This window comes from Nocardioides marinquilinus, from assembly GCF_039543705.1.
Lineage (GTDB): Bacteria > Actinomycetota > Actinomycetes > Propionibacteriales > Nocardioidaceae > Nocardioides > Nocardioides marinquilinus.
In genome coordinates this window covers 138080-154451 of sequence record NZ_BAABKG010000002.1, presented here as the reverse complement: position 1 = coordinate 154451, position 16372 = coordinate 138080, and the positions used below count along the sequence as shown (strand labels likewise).

Sequence of the window (16372 nt, the reverse complement as noted above, 5' to 3'; positions counted from 1 at the left end):
GCGGCAGACCCCGGTGCGTCATGATCGGGGCGTGCTCGCCCTCACCGGCTCGACCGGCGCCGTCGGCGGCCGCGTGGCCCAGGCCCTCGTCGACCTGCAGCCCCGGCTGATCGTCCGCAACGCCGCCCGGGCGCCGCAGCTCGGGCTCGACGTCCACGTGGCGACCTACGACGATGCCACGGCCGCGACCTCGGCGCTGCAGGGCGTGAGCGTGCTGTTCATGGTCTCGGCCTCGGAGTCGGACCAGCGGGTGCTCGACCACCGCACGATGATCGAGTCGGCGGTGCGGGCCGGGGTGCGGCACGTCGTCTACACCTCGTTCTCCTCCGCCGCGCCCGACGCCACGTTCACCCTCGCGCGCGACCACCACGACACCGAGCAGGTGCTGCACGACGCGGCCGCCGACGGGACGACGTTCACCGTGCTGCGCGACAACTTCTACCTCGACGTGCTGCCCGAGTTCGCCGACGCCGAGGGCGTCATCCGTGGTCCGGCCGGCACCGGCCGGGTCGCCGCCGTCGCCCGCGCCGACGTCGCGGACGCCGTGGTGGCGGTGCTGCGCGACCCCGCGGCGCACGCCGGAGCGACCTACACCCTGAGCGGCGGGGAGGCGCTGACGTTCGAGGAGGTCGCGACCCGGGCGGGCGCCGTCCTCGGCCGTCCGCTGCGCTTCGAGGACGAGACGCTCGAGGAGGCCTACGCCTCGCGTCGGGCGGCCTACCCCGACGCCGAGCCGTGGCAGCTCGACGCGTGGGTGAGCACCTACACCGCGGTCGCCGACGGGTCGCAGGCCGCGGTGGTCGACGACGTCCGCCGGCTCACCGGGCACGCGCCGCGCCGGCTCGAGGACGTGCTCGTCACGCCGTGAGGTGGTGCGGGTAGCACCAGCGCCACTCCTCGTCGGGCTCGGCCGACTGCATCACCGGGTGGCCGGTGTCGTGGAAGTGGCGGGTGGCGTGGCGCCCCGGCGAGGAGTCGCAGCAGCCGACGTGCCCGCACTCCAGGCACTGCCGCAGCGCCACCCACCGGGTGCCGTCGGCGACGCAGGCCGGGCACGTGCCGTCGGTGACGGTCTCGACGACGGGGTGGCTCGCGAGGTGCTCGCACTCCTCGCCCGGACGCCGCAGCGCCGAGGCCGTCCGCAGCTCCGCACGCTCGCGGCTCGCGGTGTCGAGCAGCGACTCCTCGACGTCGAGCATGGCCAGCACCTCGGCCACCACCGCGGACGGCGTGGTGCCCTCCGAGCGGATCTCGAGCACCCGCTCGCGCTCGGCCGCGATCATCTCCAGCCGCAGCCGGGCGTACAGCTCGGACGGCGTCTCCTCGTCGGCCGTCGTGCCCAGCCGCTCCCACGCGGCGAAGTTGCGCTGCTCGATGCGCTGCTTGATCAGGGCGCCGACGCCGTGCACGTCGTCGACGTCGGCCTGCTTCATGCGCTTGAACCCCGCCTTGGAGGCCTGCTGCAGCAACGTGGCCCGGGCGAGGGCGTCGTCCATCGCGTCGGGGGCGGGCACCTCGAGCCGACGCGCGATCCACGGCAGCGTCAGCCCCTGCAGCAGCAGGGTGCCGGCCACCACGGTGAAGGCCACGAACAGCAGCACCTCGCGGTGGGCGGTGCCCTCGGGGATGACGAACGCCGCGGCCAGCGTGACCACGCCGCGCATGCCGGCCCAGCCGAGCAGGAAGGTGTAGGACCACGGCGGCTCGCGGCGGGTGTCGGGGTCGAGCCCGGGGCGCACCAGCAGGTAGCGCGCGGGGAAGACCCACACCAGCCGCAGCACGATCACCGCCGCGAGCGTCAGCGCGCACACCAGCGCGATGCGGCCGCCGCCGAGGTCGCTCTCCTCGAGGTCGCCGAACAGCGTGGACGCCTGCAGCCCGATGAGCAGGAAGACGGCGTTCTCGAGCAGGAAGGCGATGGTGCGCCAGTTGGTGCGCTCGGCGATGCGGCTCTGGGCCGACTGCAGGACCGGCGCCTTGTGGCCGAGCAGCAGACCGGCCGCGACCACCGCGAGCACGCCCGAGGCGTGGATCTCCTCGGCGGCGATGTAGGCCGCGAACGGCACGACCAGCGAGATCGCGGTGTCCATGAGCGGGTTGGTGAGGCGCCGGCGCACCTTCGCCACCACGAAGAAGACCGCCACGCCGACCGCGATGCCGCCGCCGGCCGCGAGCAGGAAGTCGAGGCCGACGTCGACCGCGTCGACGCCGCCGCCACCCGCCATGGCCACGCCGCCGGCCGCGACGGCGGTGCGCAGCGCGACCAGCGCGGTGGCGTCGTTGAGCAGCGACTCGCCCTCGAGGATCGTCACGATGCGCCGGGGCAGGCCGATGCGTCGTCCGACCGCGGTGGCGGCCACGGCGTCGGGCGGCGCCACGACCGCTCCGATGGCGAAGGCCGCGGCCCAGCCGAGGCCGGGCAGCAGCGCGTGCACCAGCACGCCCACGCCGAGGGTGGTGAAGACGACCAGGCCCACCGAGAGCAGCAGGATCGTGCGGCGGTTGGCGTTGAAGTCGACCAGGGACGTCGACAGCGCGACGGAGTAGAGCAGCGGGGGCAGCAGGCCGAGCAGCACGACCTCGGCCTCGAGCTCGATGTGCGGCATCCCCGGCACGTAGGAGCCGGCCACGCCGACCACCACGAGCAGCAGCGGCGCCGGGACGTCGAGCCGTTCGGCGATGCCCGTGACGACGAGGACGCCGACCGCGAGGGCAACCAGCAGCAGGGCGATCTCCACCGACCGATGGTGCCAGAGCAGCCGGCCCCACGGCCCACGCGACCACCCGCCGAGGCGGGTACCGGCGTCGCCCGGCGTCGACCCGTCGCTCGTAGGCGACGGGTCGACGCGCTCAGAACTCGGTGTTGTTCGAGATCGCGGTGCTGAGGTCGGTGAAGGCGGTGGTGTACTCGGTGGTCGGCAGCTTGCCGACGTCGAGCTGCAGCTGCACCACCGAGCCGGCCGAGCCGTAGGACTGGTCGAGGCCCTCGATCATCGCGGCGCTCTGGTCGAGGAACTCGTTGGTCTCGGGCTGCACCGCGGAGAGGTCGAGCTGGCGCACGGCGCTGTCGAGGTCGTAGACCGCCTTGCGCATCTGCTGGTTGCCGTTCTGCCCCTGGCGCAGGCTGGAGGCCTCGGTGAGCGTCGTGGTTCCTGCGGAGAAGTCGTCGGAGAAGGTCTGCAGCGCCTGGTAGAACGCGGTGGCGTCGGCCGCGCTGACCGAGCCGTCGACCTGGGGCTGGTCGGTGGGCGCCTCGTCGGTGGGGGGCTCGTCGGTGGGGGGCACGCTGGTCTCGTCGGTGGCCGGGTCGGTCGGGCTGTCGGACGTCGTCGGCGTCTCGGACGTCGCCACGGTCTCCGAGGGCGTGCCGTCGTCGGAGGCGCGCTCGGTGTCGTCGTCGCCCCCGCCCAGCACCAGCACGAGGACGACGGCGATCGCGGCGACCAGCAGCAGCGCCCCGCCGCCGATCAGCAGACCCTTCTTGCCGCCCGCGCCCGACCCGCCCGACGAGCCGTGCGCGGGGCCGTAGGGCTGGTGGGGACCGGTCGGACCCGGCGGCGGCGCGTGGTAGGCCGGCTGCGGCTGGTAGGGCTGCGGCTGGTGCGGGGGCTGGGCCTGCGGCTGGTGCGGGGACTGGGACGCCGACGGCCACGACGCGGGCGCCTGGCCCCAGGCGTCGTCCTGGCCGGGCGAGCCCGGGCCGGGGGTGGGCGGCGGCAGCTGGGTGGGGGCGGGCGGCGCGGCCGGGGGCTGGGGGGCCGACGCGGCCGGCGTCGCGCCGGTCGAGGGAGCGTGCTGGGTGCGGAAGCGGCGCACCTCGCCCTCGCCGACACGGTCGACGGCGAAGCCGAGCACGGCGAGCGCCCACTGCCCGCCTGCGACGTCGGCGCTGCCGCGGTCGCGCGCGAGCCGGGCGCCGACCTCCTCGACCGCGGCGCCGGCGTCGGCCCCGCTGTCGAGCATCGTGATCAGCGACGAGAAGGCGCCGAGCCGCACGGCGTCCACCAGCAGGTTGATGTCGCCGGTGGTGGCGTCACCCTCGTCGAGGAAGTCGTCGAGCACGCCGCGGAAGCCCTCCGCGTCGTCGAAGACGTCGCGGCCGGCCTGCTGGCCGAGCGCATGCAGGTGGTGGTGCAGCTCCATGCGCGCATCGTAGGTAAAGGGTCAGGGACGCAGGGAACGAATAGCCAGATCGTGACCTCTGCGTAAGGCCCTGGGGACGACGGCCTCCACCACCTCGAGCGCGCCGTTGGGGTTGGCCAGCGCCTGCTCGAGCGCGGCGAGGCTCTCGACGCGCAGGTGCGGCGTGCGGGTGGCGGCGCACAGCGAGGCGAGGTCGACGCCGTGCGGGGTACCGAAGAGGGCCTCGAAGCGGTCGGAGTGGGCCGGGTGGCCCTGCTCGAGGGTGTGGAAGATCGAGCCGCCGTCGTCGTTGACCACCACGAGGGTCAGGTCGGGCCGCGGCTCGCGCGGGCCGAGCACCAGCCCGTTGGAGTCGTGCAGGAAGGTGACGTCGCCCAGCAGCGCGATCGTCGGGTGGTCGGGCCGGGCCAGCGCCGCGCCGATGGCCGTCGAGACGGTGCCGTCGATGCCGGCGAGGCCGCGGTTGGCCACGATCTTGCGACGCTCCCCCACCGGCGTGGGGCGGTGCATGAGGTCGAGGTCGCGCACCGGGTTGGAGGCACCGACCACCAGCTGCATGCCGGGCCCGACGGCGCGGGCGACGGCGCCCGCGACCTCGTACGGCGTCAGGCCCGGCTCGGCGGCGACCAGGGCGTCGAGCCGCCGCGCGACCGCGCGGTCGGCCTCCCGCCACGCGTCGAGCCACGCCGGGTCGTCGGCCTCGGCGGTGAAGCCGGGGGCGGACGTCGTCACGGCGAACGGCCGCTCGGCCCACACGCCGCGCGGCGGCACCGAGCACACCTCGACGTCGGCCCGGCCGAGCAGCCGGGTCACCGGACGCGACAGCGTCGGCCGGCCGAGGACGACGACCCGCTCGACCGCCGCGGCGAGCTCGTTGTCGGGGTCGCCGAGCAGCAGCCGGTAGCAGCGCAGGGCGTGGTCGCCGGTGCGCGAGCCGGACGACGGCTCGGCGAGCAGCGGCCACCGCGCGGCCTCGGCGAGCCGGCGCGCGGCCGGGCCGGCGTCGTCCCCGGCCACGACGACGGTGCGGGGGCCGGGGGCGAGCGGGAGTCGTTCGATCGAACGGTCCGCGGCGCCGATCCGCGCCGAACCACCCTCGTTCCGTTCAATCGAACGGACCAGGCGCTCGGGCAGCACCCACCGGCCGTCGGGCAGCAGCGGCTCGTCGAGCTGCACGTTGAGGTGGCTGGGGCCGTCGTCCGACAGGGGCAGGGGGCCCGGGGCGGCGAGGTCGACGGTGTCGACGAGGCGTCCGAAGACGCCGACCTGGTCGGTGGTCTGGTTGGCGCCGGTGCCGCGCAGCCGGGCGGGCCGGTCGGCGGTGAGCACCACGAGCGGCAGGCCGGCGTGCGCGGCCTCGAGCACGGCGGGGTGCAGGTTGGCGACGGCGGTGCCCGAGGTGCAGAGCACGGCGGCGCGGGCGTGGTTGCGGGTGAGGCCGAGGGCGAGGAAGCCAGCCGAGCGCTCGTCGACACGGGTGTGCAGGTCGACCAGCCCGGCCTCGGCGGCGTCGAAGACCGCGAACGACAGCGGCGCGTTGCGGCTGCCGGGCGCAACCACGAACTGGCGCACCCCGGCCTCGACGAGCTGCCGGACGACGTCGCGAGCCAGCTCGGCCGACGAGCCAGCCGGACTCGCCGGGCTCGCCGGCGTCATCGCGCCGCCTCCGCCGCGGCCAGCCGCTCCTGCCACCACGCGACCCGCTCCGGCGGGGCGGCGAGCCGGTCGAGCGCGGCGGCGTCGACCTCGGGGACGCCGACCGGCAGCTCGCCGTCGACCGGCAGCAGGGGCGCGAGGGCCACGTCGTCCCCGAGCAGCTGCACGGTGGCGAGCCCGCACGCGTAGGGCAGCTCGGGCAGCGCCGCCGCGAGGGCGACGCCCGCGGCGATGCCCACCGACGTCTCGAGCGCCGAGGAGACCACCACGGGCAGCCCGATCTCCTCGGCCACGCGCAGGCACGCCCGCACCCCGCCGAGCGGCTGCACCTTCAGGACGGCGACGTCGGCCGCCTCGAGGTCGCGCACCCGGTAGGGGTCGGCGGCGCGGCGGATCGACTCGTCGGCCGCGACCGGCACCGAGACCCGGCGGCGCACCAACGCGAGGTCCTCGACCTCGGCGACCGGCTGCTCGACGTACTCGAGGCCTCCGGCGGCGCGGTCGAGCCGGGCGATCGCCGTGACCGCGGCGTCGACGTCCCAGCCCCCGTTGGCGTCGACCCGGATCCGGCCGTGGGGGCCGAGCGCGTCGCGGACGGCCTCGACGCGGGCCTCGTCGTCGGCGAGGGTCTGGCCGCGCTCGGCGACCTTGACCTTGGCGGTGCGGCAGCCGCCGGCCGTCACGATGCGGTGGGCGCGCGCGGGGTAGACGGCGGGCACGGTGACGTTGACCGGCACGCGGTCGCGCACCGGCGCGGGCCAGTCACCGGCCGCGGCCTCGCGGGCGCAGGCCAGCCACGGCGCGGCCTCGGCGGCGTCGTACTCGACGAACGGGCTCCACTCCCCCCACCCGGCGGCACCGGGCAGCAGCACGACCTCGCGCTCGGTGATGCCGCGGAAGCGGGTGCGCATCGGCAGGCTCAGGACGCGCACGCGAGCCTCCGCAACGCCAGCCGGTCGGGCTTGCCGTTCTCGAGCAGCGGGACGGCGTCCAGCCGCACGAGCTGGCGCGGCGCCCAGGCGCGCGGGTGCGCCTCGCCGACCCAGTCCCGCGCGGCCTCGAGGTCGAGGAACGGCTCCCGAGCCTGTCGGAGGACCACGAACGCCACGAGCCGGTGGCCCCACTCGTCGTCGGGGACGCCGAGCACCTCGGCCGCGGCGACGGCGGGGTGCTCGCGCAGCCGCGCCGCGACGGCCGGACCGGGCACGTTGACCCCGCCGCTGACCACCACGTCGTCCAGGCGGCCGAGCACGTGCAGCCGGCCGTCGGCGTCGAGCCGGCCGGCGTCGGCGGTGACGAACCAGCCGTCGACCAGCGTGGACGCCGTGAGGTCGGGGTTGCCCTCGTAGCCCTCGAAGAGCGTCGGGCCGCCGAGCCGCACCCGGCCGTCGTCGTCGACCGCCACGCGCACGCCGTCGAGCGGCACGCCGTCGTAGACGCAACCGCCGCACGTCTCGGCGGCGCCGTAGGTGGCGACCACGTGGACGCCGGCCGCCTCGGCCCGCGCGCGCAGGGCCGGGTCGAGCGGTCCGCCGCCCAGCAGGACGGTGTGGGCGCGGCGCAGGGCGGCGACGTCGTCCGGCTCGTCGAGCAGGCGGTGCAGCTGGGTGGGCACGAGACTGGTGAGCCAGCCCTCGCCGTCCGGCCACGGGTCGTCTCGGCCGACCGGCTCGTGGCCGGCCACCAGCGAGCGCAGCACGACCATCAGGCCGGCGACGTAGGTCTCGGGCAGCCGCAGCACCCACCGTCCCCGGGTGCCGAGCCGGGCCTCGGTCGCGGCGACCGAGGCGAGCACGGCCCGGCGCGACAGCACGACCCGCTTGGGCCGCCCCGACGACCCCGACGTCGTCACCACCAGCGGCGGCGCGTCGTCGTCGGCGGCGTCCAGCCACGCCCGGTAGTCCACGTCTCCGACCCTAGATCGGCCCCCGTCCAGCAAGCACCTCCGGGATAGTCCCTGACGATGTGGAGGGCGGGCGGGGTCAGCGGGCCTCGAGCACCCAGAACAGGAAGCACATGAACCGGCCGCTCGGGGGGAGCCCCGGGGGCAGCCGCGCGGCCGGGGTGTCGAGCGCCGGCGGCGGCTCGGCGATGCGGAGGGTGCGGAAGCCGGCGTCGGCGAAGGCGCCCGACATCGCGTGGAGCGGCCGGTGCCAGAACGTGAGGACGACGGGGCGGCCGTCGAAGGTGTGGTCCTCGGAGTAGCGCGTGACCGCGAAGTAGTCGGCCTCGGGGTAGACGATCGGGTAGGCCGCCGGGTGGTTCGTGGAGACCAGCAGCCGCCCGCCCGGCCGCAGCACGCGGCGCAGCTCGGCGAGCGGGCCGGCCCAGTCCTCGAGGTAGTGCAGCACCAGCGACGCCACCGCGTCGTCGAAGGAGTCGTCGGCGTAGGGCAGCGGCGCGGCGAGGTCGGCCACCCGCAGGTCGGCGCCGTCGCCGAGGCGGCGGCGGGCGAGGTCGACCATCGCGGCGCTGCGGTCGAACCCGGCGACGGACGCGCCGCGCTCCCGCAGCGCGAGCGAGAGCGGACCGGTGCCGCAGCCGACGTCGAGCACCCGTCGTCCGGCCACGTCGCCCGCGAGGTCGAGCATCGCCGGCCGCTCGTAGTGGGCGTTGAAGACGCTCGACTCGTTCTCGGCGGAGTAGGCGGCCGCGAAGTCGTCGTAGTCGGTGCGCTCACCGTCGGGCGTGTCGGGGCCGGCCGAGATCCGCATGGCCCCATGCCTACCCGACCCGGGCCGCCCGCGGCCACCGCCGAGCCTCGTCGACCTCGGAGACCTCGGAGACCTCGGAGACCTCGGGGACCTCGGGGACCTCGTAGAGTCACCGCCCGTGACGACGCCCCGCCCCACCGCGGCGCAGTGGGTGCAGGGCGCCCGGCCCCGCACGCTGCCGGCCGCGGTCGCGCCCGTGCTGGCCGGCACCGGCATCGCCGTCCACGAGGGCGAGGCGGTGTGGTGGAAGGCGCTGCTCGCGCTGGTCGTCAGCCTCGCGCTGCAGGTGGCGGTCAACTACGCCAACGACTACTCCGACGGCGTGCGCGGCACGGACGACGACCGCGTCGGTCCGATGCGGCTGGTCGGCTCCGGCGCGGCCGCGCCGGGCGCGGTCAAGCGCGCCGCGTTCGTCGCGTTCGGCGTCGCCGCGGTGGCGGGCCTGGTGCTGGCCGCGACGACGGCGTGGTGGCTGGTCGCCGTCGGCGCGGTGAGCGTGCTGGCGGCCTGGTACTACACCGGCGGCTCCACGCCCTACGGCTACCTCGGCCTCGGCGAGGTCATGGTGTTCGTCTTCTTCGGGCTGGTGGCCGTCGTCGGCACCACCTTCGTGCAGACGCAGGACTGGTCGTGGGCGGCGCTCGCCGCCGGCACCGGCGTCGGCGCGCTCGCGTGCGCCATCCTCGTGGCCAACAACCTGCGGGACATCCCCACCGACACCGTGGCCGGCAAGCGCACCCTGGCCGTGCGGCTCGGCGACCGGCGCACCCGCGGGCTGTACGTCGCGCTGGTGGTCGCCGCGGTCGTCGCGGTCGTCGTCGTCGCGGCCCTCACCAGCTGGTGGGCGCTGGTCGGCGTCGGGTTCGTCGTCGCGGCACGGCCGGGGCTGCGCGCCGTCACCGGCGGCGCCACCGGACCGGGGCTGATCCCGGCCCTGCAGTCGACCGGCCTGGCCGAGCTCGCGTGGGCCGTGCTGGTCACGGCGGCGCTCGCCCTGGCCCGGGCCGCGTAGGGTCGGCGCCGTGACCGCGTTCGTCGTGCTCCTGGTCGTCGCGGCCCTGGTGGCCGCCTACGTCTTCCGCGTGCCGCTGCTGGCCAAGATCCTCGGCCAGCCGCGCAGCCGCATCGAGCGCCGGCTCAACCGCCGGCGCGACTGAGCCTCAGTCGGCGTCCTCGCGGCTGCGCATCTCGTCGATGCGGGACGTCGCACGCCCGGCGCGGTCCTCGACGTGGCGGGCCAGCCGCTCGCGCGGACCGTGGAGGACGTAGTAGGAGCCGATGCCGCTGAGCACGAACGCGATGAGGAACGTCAGCCCGTAGGCCGGGGTGCTCCAGATCAGCAACCACGCCCCGACGACGGCCGCCCAGGTCAGCAGGAACAGCCCGAGGCGCAGCAGGGTGTAGACGGCGAAGTCCTTCACGCGACCCAGGGTAGGTGGTGACCACCTGCGCTCTACATTGGACGCGTGCTGCGGTTCCTCTTCGTGCTCGTGCTGCTGGCGGTGGCGATCTACCTGCTGGTGCGCGTCTTCCAGGAGCGCAGCGCGGCCGGCGGCACCGGTCGCGGCCTCACCGGCCCGCGTCGTCCGCAGGGCCCGCGGCGTCCGCAGCGGCCCCGGATCATCGCCCCCGACGACGACGAGGACTTCCTGCGCGACCTCGACCGCAAGCGCCGGAACCCCGAAGACCCGGACTGACCCGCGTCGAGGTCGCGACCGGCGTGTCGAGACCTCGTGAGGTCAGTGCAGAGGCACCCGAGCGACGTCCGGGGCCCCGTCGATCCGCTCGACCACCGGCGCGCCGAGCGAGGCGTAGCTGTGCTGGCTGTTGGTCGCGAAGTAGTTGATCCCGATGAAGTTGAACCACAGCGTGGCCAGGCCGACGCAGGCGAGGATGGCGGCGTTGCGGCCCTTCCAGCCGGCGGTGGCGCGGGCGTGCAGGTAGGCGGCGTAGACCACCCAGGTGATGAAGGCCCACACCTCCTTGGGGTCCCAGTTCCAGTAGCGCGACCACGCCTCGTGGGCCCAGATCGGGCCGGTGATGAGCACCGCGAAGGTCCACACCGGGAAGGCGAAGGCGTGCACCCGGTAGGCGGTGCGGTCGAGCACGGCCAGCGACGGGACCCGGGTCAGCGGGCCGCTGGTGGCGTCGCCGCGGCGCAGCTTGACCAGGTAGGCGATCGAGAGGATGCCGCCGATGGTGAAGGCGCCGGTGGCGATGATCGCCGAGACGACGTGGATGACCAGCCAGTAGGAGTCGAGCGCCTCGGTGAGCGGCGCGACCTCGGAGTGCAGCCAGATCACGGCGACCATCAGCGTGGCGACGACGAAGCCGAGCACGAACGGCGCCATCCAGTCCAGCTTCAGCCGGCGGCGGAGCAGCAGGTACATCAGCGCGACCACGAACGTGCCCGCGGTCGTGAACTCGTACATGTTGCCCCAGGGCACCCGGTTCGGGTCGGCGGCCATGCCGCGCCCGACCAGCGCCGTGAAGTGGGCGACGACGGCGATCACCGTGAGCAGCACGCCGAGCCGCGCGAGGAACGCGGTGCGGGTGGACGGCGCCTCCTCGCCCGTCTCGGGGCCGGTGGCGACCAGCACGTCGCCCTCGGAGCCCTCGGAGCCCGCGGACGACGTCCGGGCCGCCCTGGCCGTGGCCGGCTGGCGCAGCGAGGCCCACTCGGCCAGGTGCACCAGCAGGGCCAGGAAGTAGACGATGCCGGCGGCGCCGATCGCCTGGTTGCTCAGGGTCTCCCACGCGGTGTTGCTCACTGCGGCTCCTTCGGGTGCGAGGACGGCTCCGGGTCGCGGAGCCCGCGGACGATCTCGTCGAGGACGTCGCTCAGGTCGGCCCCACCGGAGCGGTCGAGGACCGCCACCTCGACCATCGTGGCACCCGCGTCCTCACCGGTGCCGGGTCGGGCGCGCACCCACACGCGCCGCGAGCGGATGAACAGCGAGCCGAGCAGCCCGATCAGGGCCGCCACCACGCCTAGCAGCGCGACCTCCTTGCCGGGGGTCTGGCTCACCTGGATGCGCACCCAGGGCTGCACGCTGTCGAAGCTGACCGAGCCGAGCCCGTCGGGCAGCTGCCGGGTCTCGCCCACCCGGAGGTCGAGCCGGAAGGGGCGGCCGTCGTCCTGGGTGACCTGCGAGGCCTTGGAGGTGTCGAGCAGGTAGACCGACTGCGGGACGCCGTCGTCGAGACCGAGGTCGCCGGTCCACACGTTCAGGCTGATCAGCGGGTCGAGGTCGTCGGGCCACACGGTGGTCGGGTCGCCGTCGACGAGGTCGAAGGTCGGGTAGAACAGCCCCTCGAGGCCCAGCTGGCCGGGGCGCGCGGACGGCGCCTTCACCACGCCGAAGGACAGGAACGACTCGTCCTGCGGCAGGAAGACGGTGGGCCCGCTGTAGGCGACGTCGCCGTTGCCGTCGCGCACGGTGATCACCGGCGCGTAGCCGTGGCCGACCAGGAACAGGTCGGTGCTGCCGATGGTGAGCGGGTGGTTGACCCGCAGGTCGTACTGGTCCTCGGGGCCGTCGCCGTCGCGGTAGGTCAGCGCCGCCTTGAAGGCGCGCGCGGTGCCGGCGGCGGCACCCTCGGTGAGCCAGGTGATGTCGAAGTCGTCGACGGTGAACAGGAACGGGTCGAAGTCGTCGGCGCCGAACCGGCTGCCCGGGTTCAGGTCGTCGTAGGACGCCGCGGTGTTGGCGAAGGTGCCGCCCTGCAGCACGATGACGCCGCCCTGGTAGCCGAACAGCGCGCCCCAGGCGAAGCCGACCAGCACGATGATCACCGAGAGGTGGAACAGCAGGTTGCCGGCCTCGCGCAGGTAGCCCTTCTCGGCGCTGACCGCGTCGGCAGCGTCGGGGTCGGTCGGCCGCAGTCGGTAGCGGCGTCCGCCGAGCAGCGTGCGCGCCCGGGCGAGGACGTCGTCGACCGGCGCGTCGAGCCGCACCACGCGGTGCTCGGGCAGCCGGGTCAGGTTGCGCGGCGCCCGCGGCGGCACGGCCCGCAGCGCGCGGGCGTAGTGCAGCGTGCGCGGCACGATGCAGCCGACGAGCGAGACCATCAGCAGGATGTAGATGGCCGAGAACCACGCGGAGTCGTAGACCGAGAACAGCCCGAGCCGCTCGTAGATCGGCGTGAGCGTCGGGTGGTCCTCCTTCCACTGGTTGGCCGCGAACGCGTCGACGCCCGACTGCGGCACCACCGAGCCCGGGACGGCGGCCAGCGCGAGCAGCAGCAGCAGCACCAGCGCGGTGCGCATCGAGGTCAGCTGCCGCCAGGTCCAACGCAGCAGCTCGAGCCCCCCCAGCTCGCCGGCGCGACGGCGTCCGCCGCGGTCGGGGCGCTCGGGGTGGTCGGCCGGGGGGCGTTCCTGCAGGTCGACCATCAGACCGGCACCTCGAACCCGCCCACGAGACGCACCTGCACCCACTGGACGGCCTGGTCCCACACGCCGGTGACCAGCAGCAGCCCCACGACGACCAGCATCGCGCCGCCGACCCGCATGACGACCAGCTGGTGGCGCCGCACCCAGGCCAGCGCGCCGAGCGAGCGGGCGTAGAACAGCCCGGCGAGCACGAACGGGATGCCGAGCCCGAGCGCGTAGGCGGCCGAGAGCACCGCACCGCGCGCCGCGGTGGCGTCGGTGTAGGTGAGGTTGACGATGACGGCGTAGGTGGGGCCGATGCACGGCGTCCAGCCGAGGGCGAACAGCGCGCCGACGAACGGTGCGGCGCCCAGCCCGACGGCGGGGACCTGGTGGATGCGCCACTCGCGCTGCAGCCACGGCAGCGCGCCGGCGAAGACGAGCCCGAGCACGATCAGCAGCGCGCCCATGACGACGGTGATCTCGTCGGCGTAGCTGCGCAGCCACAGGCCGACGCCGCCGACGGTGAAGCCGATCAGCACGAAGACGACCGCGAAGCCGAGCACGAACAGCACCGAGCCGAGCAGCATGCGACCGCGGCGGCGCGAGGCCTCACCGGAGGCGAGGTCGGCCCCCGAGATGCCGGTGGCGTAGGACAGGTAGCCGGGCAGCAGCGGGATGACGCACGGGCTGAAGAACGAGACCAGCCCGGCGACCGCGGCCACCGGCAGGGCCAGCGCGAGCGAGCCCGCGGCCGCCTGCTCCTGGAACCACTCACCCATCCTCGGCCGCGACCTCCTCGACGAGGTCCTCGAGCGTGCCCGCCGAGGTGATCGCGCCGGTGACGACGGCCGCGACCCGGCCCTGCCGGTCGAGCACGTAGGTCGTGGGCGGCGCCTTCGGCGCGTAGTCGCCGAGCTCGACGACGCCCGCGCCCTCGTCGGCGATCGTCGGGTAGGTGATGCCGAACTCGCGCTCGAAGGAGCGGGCGTTCTCGAACGACGTCTCGCGGAAGCTCATGCCGACGAAGCGGGCGTCGAGCTGCTCGGAGGCCTCCTGCAGCACGGGGGCCTCCCCGCGGCACGGGGTGCACCAGGAGCCCCACACGTTGAGGACGACGACGTCGCCGCGCATCGAGGCCAGGTCGATCGGCTCGCCGTCGAGCGTCTCGCCGCCGATGTCGAGCGCGCCCTCGCGGTCGGCGGCGGCGATCTGGGTGATGGCGCCGTCACCGGTGGTGTAGTTGGCGTCGCCGGTGCCGTCGAGACCGCTGCAGCCCGCCGTCCCCACCAGGGCGAGGACCGCGGCCACCACGGCGACGACGCGGCGCATCACGGCCTCCGCGACTCGGGGGCGCCGCCGGTGGAGAACGGCGCGTGCCGGTCGGTGACGGGGATGAGGTCGCCCGCGGGCTCGCTGTAGGCCACCTGCGCGAGGCGCTCGCCGACGAAGCGGAACGAGGTGAGCGAGCACAGCGTGCACTGCCGCTTGCGGGGGTCGTGCAGCATCGAGCGGCGCTCGACGTGCAGGCGCGTCGTCCAGATCGGCAGCTGGTGCGAGACGATCACGGCCTCGTGCCCGGCGGCCGCGCGGCGGGCATCGTGCACCGCGGCCATCATGCGGGCCACGATGTCGTCGTAGGGCTCGCCCCACGACGGCTTGAACGGGTTGTAGAGGTGGCGCCAGGTCTTCGGGCTCCACAGCGCGTTGCGGCCGCGGCCGAAGGTCAGCCCCTCGAACTTGTTGGTCGACTCGATGACGCGCTCGTCGACCTGCACCTCGAGCCGGCGTGCCAGCGCGAGCGGCGCGATGGTCTCGCGGGCGCGCTCGAGCGGCGAGGAGACCACGTGGACGATGTCGCGGTGCTGCAGCGTGGTGGCGACCTTCTCGGCCATCTGGCGGCCGAGGTCGGAGAGGTGGAAGCCGTCGCGGCGGCCGTAGAGCACGCCGTCGGGGTTGTGCACCTCGCCGTGGCGCAGCAGGTGGACGACGGTGTCGGGGGTGCTCATGCCGCCCCTCCTTCGTGGACGCGGGCCGCGGCCCGGGCGGCGGCGGGCAGGGCGTCGACCACGGCCTGGACGGCGCGGTCGTCGTGCGCGGCCGAGAGGAACCACGCCTCGTAGGCCGACGGGGGCAGGTAGACGCCCTGGTCGAGCATCGAGTGGAACAACGCGGCGTAGGCCCGGGCGTCGGTGCGCGAGGCGTCGGCGAAGTCGCGGACGGCACCCGTGGCCAGCTCGGCGGGGTCGAGCAGGAAGATCGAGAACATCGTGCCCGCCGAGGAGACCACGTGCGGGACGCCGGCGGCGTCGAGGGCCTGCGAGGCGGCGTCCTTGACGGTCTGCGCGGCGGCGCCGACGTGCTCGTAGACCTCGTCGGTGGCCAGGCGCAGGGTGGTGAGGCCGGCGGTGGTGGCGACGGGGTTACCGGACAGCGTGCCGGCCTGGTAGACCGGCCCCTCGGGCGCGAGCAGCGCCATCACGTCGGCGCGACCGCCGAAGGCCGCGGCCGGAAAGCCGCCGCCCATCACCTTGCCGAAGGTCATCAGGTCGGGCGCCCAGCCCTCGAGGGCGCCGTCGCGGCCCCACTGGCCCTGGCGGGCGGCGCGGAAGCCGGTCATCACCTCGTCGCTGACGAACAGCGCGCCGTGGGCGGCGCAGGTCTCGGCGAGGAACCGGTTGAACCCGGGCTCGGGCTCGATGACGCCCATGTTGCCGGGCGCCGCCTCGGTGACCAGGCACGCGATGCGGTCGCCGTGCTCGGCGAAGGCCGCGGTGACCGCGGCGCGGTCGTGGTAGGGCAGCACGATCGTCAGCTCGGTGGACGACGCCGGCACGCCCGGCGTCCCGGGGACGGCGAACGTGGCCAGCCCCGAGCCGGCCGAGGCCAGCAGGGCGTCGACGTGGCCGTGGTAGCAGCCGGCGAACTTCACCACGACGTCGCGCCCGGTGAAACCGCGGGCCAGCCGGATGGCCGACATCGTGGCCTCGGTGCCGGAGGAGACGAAGCGCACCCGCTCGACCGGGGTGCGGGCCGTGATCTCCTCGGCCAGCTCGACCTCGGGCTCGGTGGGGGCGCCGAAGGAGGTGCCGCGGGCGACGGCGGCCTGCACGGCCGCCTGCACCTCGGGGTGCGCATGGCCCAGCAGCAGCGGGCCCCACGAGAGCACCAGGTCGACGTACTCGTTGCCGTCGGCGTCAGTGAGCCAGGCGCCGGCGCCCGAGCGGAAGAACCGCGGCGTCCCGCCGACGGCGTTGAAGGCCCGCACGGGCGAGGACACGCCACCGGGGATGACCGCGCGAGCGCGGCTCATCAGCGCCTGCGAGGCGCTGGTCGGAGCGGACTCCGACGGACCTGAGGCGGGCGGTTCGGTGCGTGTCGACGCCATCCCCTCCATTGTCGCCGAGGGCCCTGAAGCGCCCGAATCGCGGGAGGGCCGCACCCGGGTGAACCTCGGGTGGTTCCGCCTGGAACGGGGTGAAGA

General features: G+C 74.9%; 17 protein-coding genes. 4 read left to right on the top strand and 13 right to left on the bottom strand.

Annotated elements, in window-relative coordinates; all coding sequences use genetic code 11:
* Nucleotides 1-31 precede the first annotated feature (31 nt).
* Nucleotides 32-868, top strand: coding sequence for an NmrA family NAD(P)-binding protein (locus ABEA04_RS06765; protein WP_345456046.1), 837 nt, complete (start codon nucleotides 32-34; stop codon nucleotides 866-868).
* On the opposite strand, the gene ABEA04_RS06760 is transcribed toward ABEA04_RS06765, so the two are convergent.
* From ABEA04_RS06760 to ABEA04_RS06735, 6 genes are all read right to left on the bottom strand, one after another.
* Nucleotides 858-2738 carry a Na+/H+ antiporter gene (locus ABEA04_RS06760; RefSeq protein ID WP_345456044.1) on the bottom strand — a complete coding sequence of 627 codons (1881 nt, stop codon included), beginning with the start codon at nucleotides 2736-2738 and terminating at the stop codon, nucleotides 858-860. The genes ABEA04_RS06765 and ABEA04_RS06760 overlap by 11 nt on opposite strands.
* 112 nt (nucleotides 2739-2850) lie before the next feature.
* A complete protein-coding gene (locus ABEA04_RS06755) occupies nucleotides 2851-4143 on the bottom strand; it encodes a hypothetical protein (protein ID WP_345456042.1) in 1293 nt (430 codons plus the stop codon).
* A gap of 21 nt (nucleotides 4144-4164) precedes the next feature.
* A complete protein-coding gene (gene menD, locus ABEA04_RS06750) occupies nucleotides 4165-5799 on the bottom strand; it encodes a 2-succinyl-5-enolpyruvyl-6-hydroxy-3-cyclohexene-1-carboxylic-acid synthase (protein WP_345456040.1) in 1635 nt (544 codons plus the stop codon).
* Nucleotides 5796-6710 (bottom strand): o-succinylbenzoate synthase, encoded by a 915-nt coding sequence (locus tag ABEA04_RS06745; protein ID WP_425577010.1) that lies wholly within the window; start codon nucleotides 6708-6710, stop codon nucleotides 5796-5798. The genes menD and ABEA04_RS06745 overlap by 4 nt, the downstream gene beginning before the upstream one ends.
* A gap of 8 nt (nucleotides 6711-6718) precedes the next feature.
* Nucleotides 6719-7705 (bottom strand): AMP-binding protein, encoded by a 987-nt coding sequence (locus ABEA04_RS06740; RefSeq protein WP_345456036.1) that lies wholly within the window; start codon nucleotides 7703-7705, stop codon nucleotides 6719-6721.
* Between the two features lie 76 nt (nucleotides 7706-7781).
* The gene (locus tag ABEA04_RS06735; protein ID WP_345456034.1) at nucleotides 7782-8513 is read right to left on the bottom strand and encodes a class I SAM-dependent methyltransferase; all 732 of its coding nucleotides are present in this window, start codon (nucleotides 8511-8513) and stop codon (nucleotides 7782-7784) included.
* 118 nt (nucleotides 8514-8631) lie between these two features.
* Here ABEA04_RS06735 and ABEA04_RS06730 point away from each other — a divergent pair, with 118 nt between their 5' ends.
* A complete protein-coding gene (locus ABEA04_RS06730) occupies nucleotides 8632-9525 on the top strand; it encodes a 1,4-dihydroxy-2-naphthoate polyprenyltransferase (RefSeq protein ID WP_345456032.1) in 894 nt (297 codons plus the stop codon).
* Between the two features lie 10 nt (nucleotides 9526-9535).
* Nucleotides 9536-9670 carry a hypothetical protein gene (locus tag ABEA04_RS06725; RefSeq protein WP_345456030.1) on the top strand — a complete coding sequence of 45 codons (135 nt, stop codon included), beginning with the start codon at nucleotides 9536-9538 and terminating at the stop codon, nucleotides 9668-9670.
* 3 nt (nucleotides 9671-9673) lie between these two features.
* On the opposite strand, the gene ABEA04_RS06720 is transcribed toward ABEA04_RS06725, so the two are convergent.
* Nucleotides 9674-9934 carry a DUF4229 domain-containing protein gene (locus ABEA04_RS06720; RefSeq protein ID WP_345456028.1) on the bottom strand — a complete coding sequence of 87 codons (261 nt, stop codon included), beginning with the start codon at nucleotides 9932-9934 and terminating at the stop codon, nucleotides 9674-9676.
* 45 nt (nucleotides 9935-9979) lie between these two features.
* Here ABEA04_RS06720 and ABEA04_RS06715 point away from each other — a divergent pair, with 45 nt between their 5' ends.
* Nucleotides 9980-10210 (top strand): hypothetical protein, encoded by a 231-nt coding sequence (locus tag ABEA04_RS06715; protein WP_345456026.1) that lies wholly within the window; start codon nucleotides 9980-9982, stop codon nucleotides 10208-10210.
* A gap of 42 nt (nucleotides 10211-10252) precedes the next feature.
* Here the strand turns inward: ABEA04_RS06715 and ccsB are convergent, their stop codons facing one another.
* From ccsB to hemL, 6 genes are read right to left on the bottom strand one after another with little or no spacing between them, the layout of a single operon-like run.
* Nucleotides 10253-11284, bottom strand: a complete 1032-nt coding sequence (gene ccsB, locus ABEA04_RS06710) for a c-type cytochrome biogenesis protein CcsB (RefSeq protein ID WP_345456023.1) — start codon at nucleotides 11282-11284, stop codon at nucleotides 10253-10255.
* Nucleotides 11281-12909 (bottom strand): cytochrome c biogenesis protein ResB, encoded by a 1629-nt coding sequence (gene resB, locus ABEA04_RS06705; RefSeq protein WP_345456020.1) that lies wholly within the window; start codon nucleotides 12907-12909, stop codon nucleotides 11281-11283. Before resB ends, ccsB begins: the two co-directional genes overlap by 4 nt.
* Entirely contained in the window at nucleotides 12909-13670 is a 762-nt protein-coding gene (locus ABEA04_RS06700) for a cytochrome c biogenesis CcdA family protein (RefSeq protein WP_345456017.1), read from the bottom strand. Before ABEA04_RS06700 ends, resB begins: the two co-directional genes overlap by 1 nt.
* Nucleotides 13663-14220, bottom strand: coding sequence for a TlpA family protein disulfide reductase (locus ABEA04_RS06695; RefSeq protein WP_345456014.1), 558 nt, complete (start codon nucleotides 14218-14220; stop codon nucleotides 13663-13665). Before ABEA04_RS06695 ends, ABEA04_RS06700 begins: the two co-directional genes overlap by 8 nt.
* A complete protein-coding gene (locus tag ABEA04_RS06690) occupies nucleotides 14220-14897 on the bottom strand; it encodes a histidine phosphatase family protein (protein ID WP_345456011.1) in 678 nt (225 codons plus the stop codon). Before ABEA04_RS06690 ends, ABEA04_RS06695 begins: the two co-directional genes overlap by 1 nt.
* Entirely contained in the window at nucleotides 14894-16201 is a 1308-nt protein-coding gene (hemL, locus tag ABEA04_RS06685) for a glutamate-1-semialdehyde 2,1-aminomutase (RefSeq protein WP_425576992.1), read from the bottom strand. The genes ABEA04_RS06690 and hemL overlap by 4 nt, the downstream gene beginning before the upstream one ends.
* Nucleotides 16202-16372: the final 171 nt, after the last annotated feature.